This is a genomic window from Chitinophaga sp. RAB17, assembly GCF_052114225.1.
GTDB lineage: Bacteria > Bacteroidota > Bacteroidia > Chitinophagales > Chitinophagaceae > Chitinophaga.
Genome location: NZ_JBFREI010000007.1, coordinates 410,532 through 428,439 on the forward strand (window position 1 = coordinate 410,532; position 17,908 = coordinate 428,439).

16 protein-coding genes are annotated in these 17,908 nt (G+C 40.2%); 6 read left to right on the forward strand and 10 right to left on the reverse strand.

The annotated features are described in order from the left end of the window. Positions 1 to 2: 2 nt before the first annotated feature. The 6 genes from AB4Z08_RS23870 to AB4Z08_RS23895 form a co-directional block, all read right to left on the reverse strand. Positions 3 to 2,234 carry a DGQHR domain-containing protein gene (locus AB4Z08_RS23870; protein ID WP_441576304.1) on the reverse strand — a complete coding sequence of 744 codons (2,232 nt, stop codon included), beginning with the start codon at positions 2,232 to 2,234 and terminating at the stop codon, positions 3 to 5. Between the two features lie 2 nt (positions 2,235 to 2,236). Continuing rightward, positions 2,237 to 3,490: a DNA adenine methylase gene (locus tag AB4Z08_RS23875; RefSeq protein ID WP_441576305.1), complete on the reverse strand. Its 1,254-nt coding sequence runs from the start codon at positions 3,488 to 3,490 to the stop codon at positions 2,237 to 2,239. Between the two features lie 1,095 nt (positions 3,491 to 4,585). Then, a complete protein-coding gene (locus AB4Z08_RS23880; RefSeq protein ID WP_441576306.1) occupies positions 4,586 to 4,744 on the reverse strand; it encodes a hypothetical protein in 159 nt (52 codons plus the stop codon). Beyond that, positions 4,731 to 5,201: a hypothetical protein gene (locus tag AB4Z08_RS23885; RefSeq protein WP_441576307.1), complete on the reverse strand. Its 471-nt coding sequence runs from the start codon at positions 5,199 to 5,201 to the stop codon at positions 4,731 to 4,733. Before AB4Z08_RS23885 ends, AB4Z08_RS23880 begins: the two co-directional genes overlap by 14 nt. Before the next feature lie 51 nt (positions 5,202 to 5,252). Next, on the reverse strand, positions 5,253 to 5,615 hold the full coding sequence (locus tag AB4Z08_RS23890) for a hypothetical protein (protein WP_441576308.1): 363 nt from the start codon (positions 5,613 to 5,615) through the stop codon (positions 5,253 to 5,255). Between the two features lie 110 nt (positions 5,616 to 5,725). Further along, complete coding sequence (locus tag AB4Z08_RS23895; protein ID WP_441576309.1) at positions 5,726 to 6,067, reverse strand: SymE family type I addiction module toxin; 342 nt, start codon at positions 6,065 to 6,067, stop codon at positions 5,726 to 5,728. A 170-nt stretch (positions 6,068 to 6,237) separates the two neighbouring features. Between AB4Z08_RS23895 and AB4Z08_RS23900 the strand changes: the two genes are divergently transcribed. Continuing rightward, a complete protein-coding gene (locus AB4Z08_RS23900; RefSeq protein ID WP_441576310.1) occupies positions 6,238 to 6,576 on the forward strand; it encodes a helix-turn-helix domain-containing protein in 339 nt (112 codons plus the stop codon). 94 nt (positions 6,577 to 6,670) lie between these two features. On the opposite strand, the gene AB4Z08_RS23905 is transcribed toward AB4Z08_RS23900, so the two are convergent. Together AB4Z08_RS23905 and AB4Z08_RS23910 are read right to left on the reverse strand one after the other, a co-directional pair. Next, positions 6,671 to 6,871: a hypothetical protein gene (locus tag AB4Z08_RS23905; protein ID WP_441576311.1), complete on the reverse strand. Its 201-nt coding sequence runs from the start codon at positions 6,869 to 6,871 to the stop codon at positions 6,671 to 6,673. 67 nt (positions 6,872 to 6,938) lie between these two features. Next, positions 6,939 to 7,715 carry a hypothetical protein gene (locus tag AB4Z08_RS23910; RefSeq protein ID WP_441576312.1) on the reverse strand — a complete coding sequence of 259 codons (777 nt, stop codon included), beginning with the start codon at positions 7,713 to 7,715 and terminating at the stop codon, positions 6,939 to 6,941. 146 nt (positions 7,716 to 7,861) lie between these two features. Here AB4Z08_RS23910 and AB4Z08_RS23915 point away from each other — a divergent pair, with 146 nt between their 5' ends. Beyond that, positions 7,862 to 8,077, forward strand: coding sequence for a hypothetical protein (locus AB4Z08_RS23915; RefSeq protein ID WP_441576313.1), 216 nt, complete (start codon positions 7,862 to 7,864; stop codon positions 8,075 to 8,077). Positions 8,078 to 8,148: 71 nt separating this feature from the next. Here AB4Z08_RS23915 and AB4Z08_RS23920 read toward each other — a convergent pair whose 3' ends face one another. Next, a complete protein-coding gene (locus tag AB4Z08_RS23920) occupies positions 8,149 to 8,481 on the reverse strand; it encodes a YegP family protein (protein WP_441576314.1) in 333 nt (110 codons plus the stop codon). A gap of 172 nt (positions 8,482 to 8,653) precedes the next feature. Further along, on the reverse strand, positions 8,654 to 8,746 hold the full coding sequence (locus AB4Z08_RS23925; protein ID WP_441576320.1) for a LytTR family transcriptional regulator DNA-binding domain-containing protein: 93 nt from the start codon (positions 8,744 to 8,746) through the stop codon (positions 8,654 to 8,656). Between the two features lie 508 nt (positions 8,747 to 9,254). On the opposite strand from AB4Z08_RS23925, the gene AB4Z08_RS23930 reads away from it, so the two are divergent. The 4 genes from AB4Z08_RS23930 to AB4Z08_RS23945 form a co-directional block, all read left to right on the forward strand. Beyond that, the gene (locus tag AB4Z08_RS23930; RefSeq protein WP_441576315.1) at positions 9,255 to 13,208 is read left to right on the forward strand and encodes a DUF5977 domain-containing protein; all 3,954 of its coding nucleotides are present in this window, start codon (positions 9,255 to 9,257) and stop codon (positions 13,206 to 13,208) included. Beyond that, complete coding sequence (locus AB4Z08_RS23935) at positions 13,205 to 15,163, forward strand: DUF6443 domain-containing protein (RefSeq protein ID WP_441576316.1); 1,959 nt, start codon at positions 13,205 to 13,207, stop codon at positions 15,161 to 15,163. Before AB4Z08_RS23930 ends, AB4Z08_RS23935 begins: the two co-directional genes overlap by 4 nt. Next, entirely contained in the window at positions 15,164 to 17,710 is a 2,547-nt protein-coding gene (locus AB4Z08_RS23940; protein WP_441576317.1) for an RHS repeat-associated core domain-containing protein, read from the forward strand. Between the two features lie 6 nt (positions 17,711 to 17,716). Then, on the forward strand, positions 17,717 to 17,908 hold a 192-nt coding region (locus tag AB4Z08_RS23945; protein ID WP_441576318.1), incomplete at its 3' end, for a hypothetical protein.

The following is a 17,908-nucleotide window of genomic DNA, read 5'->3' on the forward strand; positions in this document are numbered from 1 at the left end:
AATTAAAATCCATATTTAGATTGTACACTCAAAGCTATATCGCTAATTTTGACAATGGTATTTGTTTCTGGGTTTTTTACTTCACCTTTAGAAGAGGTTAGGATTTTTATTAGCTGCATTCTTAACTCCCTGTATCCACCGCTACCTCTAAACTGATTTTGAAACTGTCTTTTTCTATCTTGGTCGGGGTCACGTGAATCAAAAGCAGAGGGAGTTCGCCAGTCAAAATTATTAATCAAATCATTTGCGATTGCAGAAATAAATCCGCTGATAATAGTATCCTTCTTGAATTTATCAATAATTAATTCTATAGTATCATTTGTGGAATAAAGTTCATAGTCTATATCAGCAAAAAATTTGTTTAGGCCTAATACCTGATTTGCTACAAATGACATATCATTGAATATAAATAGAACGGGCCGAATTCCCTGATCGGTTGTAAAGAAGCTCAATGGGTGAATAAATGGCAGTTGAGTCTCCTGAGTGACTTCGATGTTAGATAACTCAAATGGTCTATTTTTTAGATCAATAACCCATTCAGCTTTGCTTTTTGCAATTGAATAATTTATTGCTTTCCATATCAAAATTAGATATGCAGCTTGTGTCTCTTTGTCCCATTGGATAATGTCTTCTTCATCTTTATTCATTTCACCGCCAAATAACCCACCGAGTCTTCCATCCCATCGCTTTACAAAGCTTGTTGTGAGTGAATTGATGAAAGCATTTTGTGAAACAGGGCCTCCTTTGTTTTCGCCTGTTTCTCCTAACATATTAATCCTGTTAAACCAAGGGCTAATTTTGCAACTCCATAATAACTCTGTTAGTTCCTGTGCTCGTACCTTCTTATATATTTCAGGTCCATCCAAGTCATGTTCCAGCCAATCCTGAATTCTAAGTAGCGGCATTAAATCATAAGCTAAACTGGTATTAATTCTTTTGGGCTTAATATTGATTGTATAAAAAAGATACGCTTGCCATGTGAAATCCAAATCATAGAAGGCTATGATAGGGAATTCATATTCTCCATTTAGCTCTCTCACGGTATCAAAGGATTTTATTCGATGTTGGCCGTCAATTATTTCGATTGGAGATACTAATGGAGTCCACTCATCAGTCCATATTTTTTCAGGCAATATAATATCCACCAGCCCATTTCCTATGTCTTCAATTTGAATTACTGAATCATTCTCGATTTTATTTTGCTTTCGTTCGCTATTAGGACTTAATATGTTTGATATGATGCTTGTTGGGAGCCATCCAGGCATTTGGAGATTTTTGTAGGTCTCGCTTTCCCTTTGTTCGCGAGATATGGTAGACCACGGATATCCTCCTTTTACATATTCTTTAATTTCCAAGGTTCTTTGTTCACTTACCTTTCTTTGACTATATTGTTCATCTTTTCTTTCAGTGAATGCTCTTCTTGAATGCACATCATAAATACGCTTTAAGAGCAGAGCAGGGATATTAAATTGATAGAAATGTGGATTGGGAAGCCTCCGGTTTTTTTGTCCATACCTAGGTATTGTATTCCACTCAGCTAACCATTGATTTACCTTAAGAGCCTTAATTCTGCCATATTTCTCGTAGGTGATTCCATTTCGGGTTAGCTCATAAAGGGAGTCGGAAACACCTTTGCCACTGGTCCATTCTGTAAATTGCTTAGAAGTTAGGCTAAATACATCATTAAAACTGTATCTCTCGCATATTTGGTAAAAGTTATTAGTAAGGTCCTCGTTGGGGTACCCAATTTCTGATAATCGATCTTTCAATAAGGACTTCATTAAGATACCTACATCGCCTATCTCAAATAGTTTAGAAAGATCGTATGGAACCTCGGGCTTTCTCCGGAAAATTTTTTCAGCGGCACCACTTTCTACAAGGGCACTTCTAATATTGGTAAAATATTTACCTTCTTCCACAACGAATACCCCTTGCATATAGCCTTTACTATATTGTTTGGCAAATCGTTCGATATTTTCATGGTGGGTAAATAAAGCAGCCATTAGGGCAAACAAACTAACTTGTTCAGGATATTTGTAAATCTCAGTCCAATAATATGGAAGAGGATCATTTAATTTTTCTACTCCTAAAAAATGTCTTAACACCGGTTCATCAATTGCAATCTCCTTTATACATGCATCGAGTTCACCTTTAGCTACAATTTGAATGATCTTAACCGAATCATATTTAGTCCATGACGACTTCAATAATTTAATATCTGGTATTGTATTCATTCTTATCTAAATTTTGCAATTATTAAGTACTCAACTACATCTCTATCTCTGTCCTCAAATCGTCCCATGGTACTATGTTTATGATCAAATGTTCTAACTATGATTTCGTACTTTTCATTTGCATACAACTCATTTCCTAACGCGATAATATCGTTTATTGGAACCACTCCAGTACTACTATAACTTAATATCATTTGGGAATTTTTCGTAATGATACCATTAAATAAAGTTCCAAAGGCTTTAAGGGCTTTGGTCTTTTGTGAAAAATCGGACTGATGTCTATCATTGCGGTATCTGCCTTTATGTTCGATGTCTGGGTAATCATATTTAATTAGGGTTTCAAGAGCGTGATAAAATCTAGAGTAGTGTACTGGAGCATATGGAGGGTCAGCATACACAGTTGTGCCTTCTGGTATATTTTCTAAACAACTTTCAAAGCTATTTGTATAGGCTATTAGTTCCTTAACTGAATTATTTAAACAACTTGCCAATTCTTGTAATTTCCTTTTGAATAATGTAAAAACATCTTTTTGTCTATATAGTAAAATATCATTTACAGCCTCTGGTGAATTTCCATCCCTATATTGTGCAAAATGGCCAGTGCTCTGTGCTGCATAAGACATCGCATACATTATGCTAGAGAGAATAGAATAATAAACGGAAGAATCAATGAAATTATCCGCAACTTTTCTCAAGGCGTCGATCCAAACACATTGTTCAAATGACCAGTAAGTCCCAGAATAATATTTTGTAAATAAATAGTAATCAAAGTTAAATTGCCCACCTTCAAGCAAATTTCTTTGTAAAAGTTCGATTCTCTGATATTCCTCTGTGCTGTTAATCTTTGAGTAGTCAATAAAGAGATTATTATAATTCTCGGTAAATCTTAAAACATGAATTCTTGCCGCATCTTCTATTAATTCAATCAGTTCCTCATAGGTAAACATGCTTAGGTCTGAAAAGTAAGTATGTGCTAGGATTCTAGAGTAATCTTGGATATCATTGGAAATAAAATTATAGTCTTTTTTTAGCGCGGCTGAGATCGAACATGAACCCGCGAAGAGATCGCAAACATAATTATCATTTATATGTATTTCGCTTATGCTATTAGTAATGAAATCAATAATCGGCTTTTTAGAACCCATATATTTGATAATATGAGGAATATTCACCTTTAAAGAGTCGTTTTTTTTAAGGTCATCTTGTTTATCAAGCAATCCTTCAAGCTCTAGCTGTACCTGCACTAATTTTTCCATAAAGTCGTAAAAGCAGCAAATTTACCATTAAAAATTCGCCAATTCCTGACAATTTAACAAATAACTACTATTAAATAAAACGTATTTTATGAGTAATGTTAGATATACGAAATTTATATAATTACCAATGAGTCAATTGTTAGTAATACTTTCATGATTGAATTATTTCAGACTATAATAAGGTCTCACTGCGGCCTCAGTCGGCAAAAAGGTCGCCAGGCTTCCGCTTGCCCCTTCCGCTGCGCTTCAGGGGCTGCGCTCCACCCTGTCACCCTTTTTGCACTCCCTCAGCCTCCGTTCGGGTAGCTCCCGGTCTGGCTAAGGGCAGTTTCTAACATTGGTCGCTTTAATGCCCGCCATCCCTTCGCTACCCACTTTGTCCGCCCCCGCCCGCCACCCCCGGCCTTCCATTTTTGATTTGCCGTCCGCTGGCGCTCCCGGCGAGACAAAGGTCGAAGGCGCGGCCTGCTGCGGCTCGCCCTCGCTCGGCCCTTCCGCTGCGCTCCAGGGCCTGCGCTCTGGCTACCGCCGCAGCGGCCGGGGGTGGATGGGCGGCGGGGCGGGGCGACAGTAACGCTATTTAGCGGGAGGTTATAGCACTGAACGATAGAACACTGATTAAGCGACAGGAGAATAAGCTGCGCGAACACCAGCATCAGTACCTTGATCGACAGTGTACTATCGCGCGGCGTCCGTGAGAACAGATGATGGGGGCATCGATAGAATATAGGCTCAGCTGTATCACTTTGACCAACGGAGGATCATAGGCCCAGCTGTAGTAGCCCATCATCTATTCTCCCGGACGTTAGCGCGTTGTATGATCAAATTGAGTTTTCTTTCTGACTGAGTAACAACAATACATCTACACAACAACGCGGCGGGCACCACCTGGATAAACGCAAATACCAGCCATGATAGATGTCGTTTTAGACTTCAGAACATGGCCAGGCATTTGTACTACTGTCAACGATAGTACATAGCTCAGCACACAGGCGAATCATCGATCACGGCCGGTATTTATTTGCTTTCTTTAAAATTTAATGATTGTTGCATTACCAGGGTTAAACAAGGGGGAGGATAATGCTATAAATGAAACTAGTGGCTTTTTAGGGCCTTTTCCTCAGCCTTGTATTTTTTTCTGATGGCCTTAAGGTCTTTTAATAATAAATCAGTGTGGCCCCAATATTTCAGGCTTAATTCTTCGCGGATCTTTCGCACCTCGGCCACTGCATCGTACTCTTTACTTTTTTTCATGGTCGTTTGGTTTTAAAATTTCTCTGGGTGTTCTAATCTCAATTAAACGGTAACCCATTCGCAAATTTATGGAATTATACAGTTTAATTTTATCAAGGTTTACAATATGTTTAAAATTCCAACTAGCCAATATGTCTGCACTATGCAAGGTAGCTAATGCAATATGCAGCGCATCATTGTAGCACTTGTTGCTTAATGCCCCTTCCGCAATATATACTTCAGCTAATTTAGACGCTTTTACTGTAGTTTTAATGTTTACTTTGTAAATGGACGGCACCTCTGTTAGCTTTGCCTTTACTTCTTTTCTTGCACCGTCCAGTTCCATTCTAACCAAGTCTGACAAAATCAATTTTTTTATTCCATTCCTAAATTCTTCCCAAAGTGCCTGGCTATGATCTTTAAATTCATGGTCGAAACATCCCCCAATTACGGAGGTGTCAGTATAAACATTCAACATGATTAACAATTAAAAAATGAAAGGAGAGGTTACAAACTAAGTAGGGGATACTTAGTGGCCACAAGGCTGTATTTCAACGGTGCTACCGCTATTCAGCCCATGTACGAGTCCCGGGGAAATATCCAGGTATCGCAGCAGGTAGGAGAGTTGCGCTTTAATAATTATACGGGCCTGCTCTAGTTCCTCATCAGTTGGCCGTATATTCCTACCTCCAAGTGTTGGCAATACCAATTCTGAAAATTGGGATTCAGTCCAGCCAAACTCCCGGCGCAGGTATTCTTTAATGTATAATGGAAAATTGCATAACCTCGTATAGGTATCATGCAATTCATTATCTGATAAAGGTGCCGGAGGAAATAATTTTGCAAGGTTTTTAGCAAACATTTTTTGTTCGCTGATGCGAAACTTTTTCATTAAAAACATGGTTTGGTTAACAACCCGATCCCCGTGGGCGGAAAGATCACAGATACGGTCCGTCCGCAGGCATCCGGTTGTCAGGGTTAACAATAAAAGAGGGGGCTTAATTATTCACTGTAACGCCGTGCTATTTCACGCATTACTGCTTTTCCTTCTTGTGGTTCTGGTTGTATTACTGGCTTTTCTTGTCTTAGGTTGCTTATTACTATGCGGTTACTTTCTACCTGCACAGTCACTTTATCGCCAACTATAAAGCCGGCATCCTGTAGCCAAATACCAGCCAGAGAAATACAGGAAACCAATTTTGAATCATAGGTACGTTCCTGATGAATGTACTTCACTGTTAAGTGTCGGGTTTTGTTTTTGCATTCCATATTTGTACTTATTGATACATAAATGTACTTATAAATACAATAATAAACAAGTCTTAAAGATACTTTTTTGTACATTTAAGTCTAATTTTTGTCATTTATTTGAACTATTTTTTTACCTATCAGTACAATTTTAATATTAGTATTTAAACTTATGTAATTGTAATATCTCAGCTTCTTCATAGATTTATGGTAGTTTGAAATTTTACTTCAATTGATTTGAATTAACCCAATCAAAAAAAGAAAACATGACATTTGGACAACGCGTAACAATAATGCGTAAACAAAAAAATATTAATCAGTCGGAACTGGGTGCTTTAATCGGCACCAGTGGAAATATTGTAAGCAAATACGAGAGAGATTTCATAACGCCATCGATTGACGTAGCTGCTAAAATTGCGAAGGCGTTGAATGTCTCCATTGACTACCTGGTTAATGGGATAACTACCGAGAAAGGACCAATTACTGATGATGAAGCAACCCAATTGCTGCATTTTGATCAGCTATTACCGGAAGACAAAGTGCATGTTTTAGCGGTTGTTGAAGCCTTTCTAACAAAATCAAAATTGCAATCTTTGATTGGATAAAAAAGGGCTCCCGCAATTTTGCGAGAGCCCTTTTACATCAAACAATCCCATAAGGTAACCACACCTTTAAACCGGAGAACTATTTAAGGCAATACTAACCACCTTCTTCACTTACGGCAGTCTGACTTACTCCTGTCATCACCGTACCTGCAACAGCAAGGTATCCTGCTACTTTAGCGATGATCAACGGCAATGCGGGAATACCCATCAAGGCCCCGCTAATTGCAGTTAGAATCAATCCTATGTTACGCACCTTGCTAAAAAAAGGTGGTGTTGCTGCTGTAAGACGTTTCATTAACTCCATAAAACGCTTTTTAAAGATTAAGAATTACCTGGACATTCTTGTCGAGGCTAACATTTCATTACGGACCTGGGGGAGGAGCCGGCATACCGGAAACCTCTACTACAGCCAGTGCATTGAAAGCGCCGTTTTTAAGACTGTACAGCGCTCCGTTTACCTGTTGGTAGAACTCTACGCCCAATACAAGAAACAGCGGTTTAGTGCTGTTAGCTGTTACATTAACGGACAAGTTCATGACCTCTGTTGCGGTAGCGTTGATAGCTAATTCAGCACTCGCGGCACTCGCATTTATGAAGGTCTCCGCCTCGAAGTCGATCTCAGCACCAGCAACCAGGATCTTGAAATGCGTGGCGCCGGCAGGACTAGCCAGCATGTTGATCGAAATGAAAGCCGGAATGTCAACTTTAAGGGTGCCGGCAACACGATCTATGCCTGCAGTGAAAGGAGCATATAAAGTGCTCGCCAGGCGTGCGTTGATGCTGAATTCAAAACCTTTGACCATTTCAGCTTCTCCATCGATCACATTACGTTGCCCTCTTAAATTGGTGACATCTGCCTGGATCACCTTTACCATTTCACGGGTAAGGCGAGAGGGCATATAGCTATCACCAACGTTTAAGAGCAGGGCACGAAACGCCGTCCGCAGGATTTTACTGGCTTTGCCAGCCCGACCAAACTCAGATCCGTTTTCACGGGTACGCACAAACGCTGGATCCGTTGCGATACGATTGGCATCAATCCCTCCTTTCTCACGAGCCAGATGACCAGCTTTCGTTTTATAAAAGGTAATATTACCTATCGTTCCCTTCAGGGGGATAATTCCCATTTGTTTTGCCATAAGAAAAACATTTTTGGATTAACAATAAGGGCTGTTTACATAGCCAAGCCCGTTAGGCTCACATCTGCGCAGAATGTAGTAGATTTGTGATTAACCACACCAAACATAAACCGGCATTTTAACCCAACAAAATCTCGATTCCGTTTATGCCGAATTCGCAAATATTTATACCTCATCGCATAGTGATTTATGCAAAAGACATCATAAAAATTACCGGTAGGAGCGAACGAACCGCCAGGAAGATGCTGCAGCAAATAAGAGAGTCCAATGGAAAAAAGAAAGGAGACCTGGTGAGTGTGGAAGAGTTCTGCCGCTATTCAGGGCTGAAGGAGGAAACAGTCTACCAATTTATGAAATACTGATAAGGGGGTAACAATAGTTTGATGATGGCTGGTCAGCTTAGTAGACTGACCAGCCATCATTTTAAACAGAATTAGGCTGTTGGTTCTTCAACTGTAGCTTTAGGTGCATTGGTTTTGACGGAGGCAATTCCGTTGTCTCGGCTGGAAGAGCTCTCGTACATTTCACTAGTACCAACGACCTGTCCATTCGCAGCTTTAAGGTTAAAATAATACTTCCCATTTGTGGAAGTTTTTTTCTCAAACCTTTCATCAATCTGGGAATTGGTTCTTACGGACTCGATGCCGTTGTCGCAGCCAGATCTGGAGGTGTATCCCTCGCTGACCAAGATAACTTCACCGTTACCAGCTTTTAGTTTAAAACGAAATTCACCTTTAGAGTCTTTGGAGATAACAAATTTTGCCATGACAGAATGTTTTAGTGTAATGAAAGTTACTTAATATCTCCTAAAAAAGATCGTTTTGTATTATTTATTAATGACACATGATGTGCCGCATGTAAGTGAATATGCGTAAGGGCATCATCGGAACATAGTGGGTTTAAAGCCGAATTAAAGCAATGTTTCAGGCGTGTATGCTTTACCGTATTCTTAGTGCAGATATATTGACAAGGAAGGACTGGTTAATCCTTATAAAGTCGGTTGGTGACAGCGGGCTTTCCAGGCTCTTCATGGAGGCATCTTTGCAGAAATAAGTAATGCGGTAAATATATTCCAATTATATTTTTTTATCTCAAATTTTGCTATACATTTATGCGTCATTAGGCGATAAGTGAACATTAGCCTGAATTTTTTTGAAGATAAAAGTATACCTATAGTTTTATACCCAAATTCTGTCAATCAATATTTAAAGAACTTTTGGTAACCATCAGCGCCAACTTACGCTGGTTTTCAATTTATTATCTCTTTTCTGTATGTCTGATAAATATTTCCCTGTATCTAGGCAAAGTATCTTGTCTTTAAAGTCCTGTATTTTCCTTACTGTAACCTTATTGTGGATTTCCGCGGTTTCGGCCCAGGGAAACCTGGTTGGGATAACCGATAATATTAAGAACACCCCTCCTGAAGCAGCAGCGATCACTAAGATGGTGGATGTTCCTGTAAGTTATTTTAGCGGGGTTCCATCGATTGAAGTGCCTTTGTACATGATTAAGGGTAAGAAAGGTATAAATATACCTATCGTGTTAAAGTATCAGTCGGGCGGAATTAAGGCCAGTGAAGATGCCGGGGTCTATGGACTGGGCTGGAGTCTTGACTATGGCGCCGGGCTTAGTCGTAAAATAAGAGGGAATCCTGATGAAGGCATATTTTTGAACAGTTCAAAAGTACCAGTCTATAATGCAGGTGGACAGGTTATCGGGTCTGTTTGGCCTTCACCATTGGATTCCATTGCTGACCAATATCATTTAACGGGTGGCTGGCTTACACAGAATCAGGATTTTTCTTTGCCTTATTTACAGCGGGCGCTGGTTGTACACGATAGTGTGGTGGTGCTGAATAAAAATTATGTAGATGCAGCGGATGTTTCTATGCTGACGAGCGGTTTGTTGGATACCGAGCCAGATGTGTATTATTATACTATTAAAGGTAGCGGAGGACGTTTTTGTCTAAATGGTTCAACACCTGTGTTTATTCCAAAACGTAATGATATCAATATTCAGTATGGCATAAAGCAAACCAGTGATATCAATACTTCCCGCTTTGTGTTCAGTTCCTGGAAGCTTACTACGCCGGATGGTCTTGAATATTATTTTGCAGAAAATGATAGTGCCAGAACGATAGTTCCCAACTCCCGTTATGGAGGATTTGATGTTTCGTGGGATGTAAACCGTATTGTTAGCAAGGATAATGCGGATACTGTATCTTTTCAATACCTGAGACATACGACCCTGAATAAAGAAATAATGTCGATGGGGTACTTTGCAGAAAGAAATGTTTTTGATACAGCTAATTCATGGATTTCATCGACCTCAGGTGGCTCGCCGCAGAATAAAACTACCCGAGCGGCTATTATTAACAATATTAAGACGACTACTGAAAATATTGATTTTTTCACATCGCACTATTGGACAAGCAGAGGGGCCCTGCATACTAAAATTGATTCCATTATTATCAAGGACCTGATTGGAGGTAACATTATCCGCTCAGTTTATTTCAGATATGCCTTATTTAAATCTGACCGCTTAAAGCTGGAGAACCTCCAAATAAAAGATTTTGCCACGGATAGTAGTCAGATTTATACTTTCAATTATTACGATACCACATTTAGGAATTTCACTTTTAATGGGAGGACAATCTCTTTTAGTCAGTATGCCCAGGATTACTGGGGTTATTATAATGACGCATTGGAGAATGAAGCCTATGGGAGCCTGGTGCCCGTAAAGAAGGACCGGAGGGGTGTGTCGCGTAAATCGGCCTGGCCGGCTATGCAGCGGGATGCATTGACAAGTATTACATCCCCGACAGGGGGGAGAGTTTCTTTTGAGTATGAACCGCATAAGGTGGGCTCCGTCAGAGAAAATGATAATGGTTTTACTTTCTTTGAGAATTATGTGAATTGGATCACTCCCTATAGTATTGATACGATAGGAGGGCTTAGAATTAAGCGGATAACGACCTATGATCCCGTGAAAAATGATTCTTCGGAAATCTCTTATGCTTATGTTTTGAAGGAGCCATTGATGGGGTATAATTTTCAATCATCGGGTCACCTGTATATACCGCCATCGATGGTATTGCCGGTAGAGGTGCCATGGACCTGTGTAAATGGGGTACCCCTCAACAGGTATTATGTTTCCAGCGAAAATATGTATGATGATTTTTCTAATGATCAGGTGGTTTCTTACCGGTATGTAAAGGTCACTCGCGGGCATTCCGGGATGAAAAACGGATATGAAGAATACTATTACCACGATGATTTCAATACTACTGATTCTTCCTTTTATCTGAATATTTGCGATGGAATACTGAATCAATGTGGAGCCGGTGAAATAAGCAACTATCCTTCCTGGTTGCCGAAATATAGGAGAATGAATTTACTAAGGGGAGAATTGAAGGAACAAAATATGTACGACAGTACCGGAACAATCGTCAAGCGTAATAAATATTATTATTCGTCCAAAGTATATCCGGGAATACTCAGAGCCTTAAAGTTCAGTGGCATGAACAAGGATGAAATTTGTAATTCTTATACGATCCCGGACAGATGTGCATTTCCGAATGGTCATTATACTTTTCCACCGAATTCAGAACCGGAACATGATATTGAGTCAGTACCTCTTGCAAGCTGGAGTACTGACAGAGTATGTTTCTTATTTGAGAAGCCCTCTTTTACGGTGTATTTTATGGATGGCTATCGGATCGGCAACCAGGGTATATTCAAAAGGGCAGAAGTATCCGATACTTATATAAACGGCGTGTTTGCATCAAGCGACTCCATAGCCTATAAGTATGAAAGCCCCTCGCATGCAAATGAAACATCCCATGAATTGTTCAGAAACGGCACTTCCATAAGTCGGGGGATTAATGTGTTTGCAAGCGACCTGGATACGTTGAATAATTTTGGGATTCCTGTAGCAGCCATGAAAGCAGGGTTTTATAATCCGCAAATCGGGAATTATATTTTTAAGAAAGGTATCCTGGTTAAATCAAATCTCAGTAAGTATATCAAAAGTGGAAATCAGTTTTTGCTAACGGAGTCATATAATTATGAGCGTGAGGGAAAGTTGACAGCAGCCTCGCTGGGGATGAGCGGCACGCTTACATATCCGATTTTAAATATTTACAACCCACAAATGTTCAAGAAAGAAGTAGCTGTGACATATGACGGTGGGGCAAACATTATTCAGGCAGATCAGCGCAGCGGGATAAGAGCATTTATCTGGGGAAGTCGAAATTCACAATTAATTGCCAGTATTCAGAATGCTGTAAGTACTAATGTGGCGTACACTTCTTTTGAAAATAATGAAAGTGGTGGTTGGACTTATCCTGTTGCAGGTACGCAGGTGCAAAGCACACCTTCCGGCAAAACAGTATATAATATCAATGGCCGGACAATTTCGAAATCCAATCTGACAGGAGATGATTATATAATTTCTTATTACTCCACTACTGGGCCCCTGAGTATAAACGGAAGTGCTGTTTACCAGAAAAAAGTAACGGTTGGTACCTGGGCATTATATGAGCATAAGATCAGTGCGGCAACGGCGGTTACCATCACAGGAACTGGTATTATTGATGAACTGAGATTATACCCGGCGACCAGTCAGATGGAAACGTATTCCTTTGAACCAGGTGTAGGCATGCAAGCTGCATTTAATGTAAACGGGCTTTTTAAGAGATATGATTATTATGGTATGAGTAAATTGGCCACAGTAAGGGATTATAGGGATTATGTGTTGCAGGCAATGTCTTACGGAAGCGTTTACAGGTCGCAGCTTCCAAGTAAACTGTATTACAGCACGATGGTAACAGACAGCATAGCTAAGAATAATTGTTCTACAGTGGGAGAAGTAATTGCGTATACTGTTCCAGCCAGTAAGTATTTTTCAAGGATTTCCGTTTTCGATGCAACCGTAAAAGCAAAAAAGGAGTTGCAGGATAGTTTACAGGCTTACGCCAACAGGTTAGGAAAGTGCTACTTTTTAAGCCCAAGCAGGTCATTGACTTATATGAAAACTGGTTGCACCAAGTTGGGCGAAACAATGGCGTATAATGTGAATTTTGGTAAATACAGGTCTCTTGTCAGCCAGCGGATTGTTGATAGTCTTGCTGATTATGATATGATGCATTACGGGCAAAGTTACGTAGACAGCCATGCAGCCTGCTTGCCTACCAGCGATGTGCAATTTGAGCTGATTAATGAAACTACCTATTCGGATCTGGATTTGCAGATTAAAATTGATGTTACCTATCCGGGTGGAGGCGATGGAGATTTATTATATGTGAGAAAAATCCCCGGTTCAACCAGCACTTCATTGCATCCCGGGGCCTTTTCTATTGAACCCAAAGGATCCAGTTTTATGAGCAGCGTTTTTGTGCAGATAGGTACCACGCAGATTACAGGAAAGGTGACGGGATTGGTATATACAGCAGGAACCGTTGTTCAGATACGTGTAACAGCCATCCCTTTATGACAAGTGATGTGATCGTTTTATCCGTTAATTCTCTCGATACTATTATGAAACATATTCCCAGCTATTTCAGATATACGTTTTTTTTAACACTGCTATTGCTATTGAATAGTGAGAGTGCATCAGCTCAGAACCTACCTGTACAAAATGCGGTACCTGTAGCTGCTACTCCCGTGCAGATGCCAGGAGCCTATAGTACCCCGGCTGGTAATTACTACAAGCTCTGGTCTGCCAGTATTCCTGTAAAAGATACTGCCTACGTGAAGTCGGTCAGCAGACCTGTTAAGGAGGTAAAATTAAATACACAATACTATGATGGCCTGGGTCGGATGATTCAGACGGTGATAAGAAAAGGATCTTCCAGTGGAAAAGATATCGTAATACCGGTTGTTTATGATGAATTTGGAAAAGAAAAGTACAAGTATTTACCTTATTCCGCACAAACAGGAGTCAATACGGACGGAAGTTTTAAAGTATCACCCTTTACAGAACAAAGTACATTTTATAAGAGCCTGACATTGAATCCAGGCGTATCAGGAGAAAGTATTTATTATAGCGAAACTGAAACAGAAAGCTCGCCTCTTGGCCGAGTGTTGAAAGTTTATGAACCTGGAAATAATTGGGCCAAAGCGGGAGGTAATCATCCCGCCAGCAACCAGTATCTGATGAATACTTTAGAAGAAGGTGTTCGTGTGTGGGATGGCAACAGTATCATTCCAGTATCTACTGGGGTTTACCCTGCCGGGCAATTATCAAAAGTTGTTTCTGTGAATGAACATGGAAGCAGGACGATTGTATATAAAGACGCTGAAGACCAGGTTGTTTTGAAGAAGGAACAGATAGGTGATCTACCCGGAATTAGTCATGATGGATGGCTATGTACTTACTATGTGTACGATGATATGGGTAACCTGTTATTTGTAATTCCACCAAAGGCTGTTGAGGCTATTGCATCAAATTGGGTGATTACCAATACGGTGGCGGCGGAATTGTGCTTTATTTATAGATATGATAATCGTGCAAGGGTAATTGTTAGCAAGGTGCCAGGTACTGACTCTACTGAAATGGTCTATGATACCCGCGACCGTCTTGTATTTTCAAGAGATGCAAGTCTGAAGGCACAAGATAACTGGAAGACTACTTTTTATGATGGATTGAATAGGCCGGTTATGACGGCGTTATATAAAGCGCCTGGTGTTAGCCGGAGTAGCCTCCAGTCAACATTAAGCGAGGCATCTCCGGGGAGTCAAAATATTTCCTATACATTCCCTGGGGCTGCAGACCTGGTTATCGGAAGTTATAATAACGAGACACTTATACAGGCAACAAACAGTATTATGTTGGAGAACGGATTTGAGACCAACAGTACAGAGCTTATGGTGGAGATTAATGCCGGCGTTAATAATGGGACCACTGCTATTACGGTAAATAATCCGCTTCCTGGTATCCCCATAGCTGCTTTAACTCCTATGACTTATTCGTTTTATGACGATTATAATTATGATCTGAAACTTAATTACAATCCAGGAGATATTAATCTGGTAAAAGCAGGAAGTAATCCGTATGTGGAAGCACTGCCAGCACAGGAAAGCAAATTGACCCGCGGATTGATCACTGGCACTAAAATTCGTGTAATTGGTACTAATCAATGGTTAACCACCTCTCTTTATTACAATGATATTGGTAAAGCGATTCAATCTATTTCGGAAAATATCAATGGTGGTAAAACTACGGAAACATACTTGTATGATTTTTCAGGGAAACTTTTAAGTTCATATCAGAGGCATACAAATCCTCGAAGTGGTGTGACTCCCCAAACCACTTTATTAACGATGTATCACTATGATGATGCCGAACGTATGGATTCTGTCAAGAAAATGGTGAATGATCGGGATACTTTATTAAGGACACTTGCCGTAAATATTTATAGTGAGTTGGGGCTGCAGAAAAACAAGTGATTGGGAGTAACGGGGACAAATACACAATTGGAAGCGTTGGACTATGAGTTTAACATCAGGGGGTGGCTGAAAAGTGTTAACAAATCGTTCGTGAATACAGCAGGGAGTACACAGAACTGGTTTGGGCAGGATCTCAGTTACGACTATGGCTTTACGGCTAACCAATACAACGGTAATATTGCCGGTGCCAAATGGAAAAGCCGTGGGGATGGAATTGCAAGGGCTTATGGATATAGTTATGACAAGGTGAATCGTTTAACAGTAGCAGATTTTACCCAACAAAATTCTGGCAGTATCAACTGGACAAATGACCAGAAGAATTTTTCTGTTAGCGGCCTTGCCTATGATGCTAATGGGAATATCCAATTCATGACTCAGAAAGGAATGAATGGTACTACCATTCAGACAATTGATAGCCTAAAATATGGTTACCAGACCAGCAGTAATAAGCTTTCATTTGTAACAGACAGAAAAAACAATACGCAAGGGCTGCTGGGCGATTTTAAGGAGATTAATAATAACGAAACAATTGATTATACCTATGATGCGAACGGTAATCTGACCAGTGATGCCAATAAGAATATCGCAGGTATCCGTTATAACTACTTGAATCTGCCCGATAGCATTGCAATAACGGGTAAAGGATTGATAAAATATCAGTACGGTGCTACTGGAGAAAAACAGCGGAAAATCGTTACGGATAATACAGTTTCGCCAGCCAAAGTAACTACAACGGACTATATAGATGGGTTTGTGTATCAAAACGACACCTTGCAGTTTTTAGCGCATGAGGAAGGACGTGTGCGTGCTATTTTTCAATCTGGACAACCAGTAGCATTCAAATATGACTATTTCGTAAAGGACCACCTGGGAAATGTTCGGTTGGTATTAACAGAGCAAACGGATTTTGCAATGTATGCGGCAACCATGGAAGCCGGCGCCGCCCCAATAGAAACAGCCTTGTTCAGCAATATAGATGATTCCCGGACAGCTAAACCGGTTGGTTATCCTGCTGATGAAAGTGCGGGTAGTAACGCCTCTGTTGCAAAATTAAGCGCAGTCAATGGAGCTAAGAAAATAGGACCATCTATTGTATTACGTGTTATGGCAGGAGATACTGTTCAGATGAGCACAAAGGCATTTTACAAGTCCGGTGGTCCCAAAGATCAAAATCCAGGGACTTCAATGGCTGAAAATATGTTGGCTGATCTGGTGCAGGCATTCAACGGCAATAGCGACCCGGATGGGATGCATGGAGTTGCGGCTGGGAATCAACTGACGCCTTTTGATGCCAATTTTTATAATAATGACTACCAGCATTTGAAAGAAAAAGAATCTGATCAGTATAACCCTGATAAACCCAAGGCATATCTTAATTTTGTTTTGTTTGACGATCAGTTTAAATTAGTGGACGGGAACAGTGGTGTTAAGCAGGTAAAAGCGGAACCAGATGTGCTGCAAACATTGGCGCAGGATAAAATGGTGATGGAAAAGAGTGGTTTTCTTTATGTTTATACGAGCAATGAAAGCGCCCAGGATGTATACTTTGATAACGTGCTACTTGCCGTAAATTCAGGTCCGTTATTGGAAGAGACACATTATTATCCGTTTGGGTTGACGATGGCAGGGATATCTTCCAACGCATTGAAAGGTTCAAATTATGCGGAGAATAGACTCAAATATAATGGGAAGGAGTTGCAGAATAAGGAATTTGGAGATGGGAGTGGGCTGGAGTGGTATGATTATGGGGCGAGGATGTATGATGTACAGTTGGGCAGATGGCATTCGATAGATCCTTTAGTAGATAAATGGAACAGCTATTCACCTTATAACTATACTCTAAATAGCCCTGTTAATTATGTAGATCCCGATGGTCAGGATGTTAGGATTGGCATTCAGCGGGATATAAATGGTAACTGGACAATTACACTTTCCTCAACAATATATGTAACAGGATACGGCGCAGACGAACGGGTTGGGGAATATAATCAGTATTTAAAAGACCATCCCAACTTGATGACTAATACAGCCAAGAATGAAGATGGTACCACCACAACGACTACTAACCTGGATTTTAAGTATGTATTAGCCACCGATGAGGACATTGCGCGGGTTGAAAATGAGAACACCCGTAATGGTGATAATTTAATGAAATTAGAGAATAATGAACATCAGTCAGCTTCCGGTGGCTCCAGCAAAGAGATTTACAGCAAGGAAAAGAATCCCGCAACTGGCCAATGGGATAAAATTGGGATGGAGTTTTTTGCTGATTTTAAGGTGAAAATGGGTAATTCAAAAGATGGCAATGGACCTTATTATGGCTCACCACATACTGCCTTCCACGAAGTAATGCATTTATTCGGGTTAAAAGACTGGTATAAAACTGCAGAAGCAAAAAAAGCAGTAGGGCCTAATGATATAATGAACAGATCAGTTTCTCCCACACCCATTATCCACCAAATACATTGGAATAACTGGGGTAAGGATCTTCGAGCCAGACAACAACAACAAGGAAATAATTTTATCTTTAACCATTTTGTAGAATAGATTATTATGAAAATATATTTAATCTCCTGCTTGCTTTTTTTTTGCATGTCCTGTAATCGGGCCTTGCTTGTTCCCCAAAAGGATGTAATCCGCAATCAAAAAGGGTATATCGTTTTTTATTATCAGGGTGAGGAGGCATTATTTTTCCCTTGGAAGGACACTATTGATAATAAGTTTTTAGCGAAGAATCATTCAGAT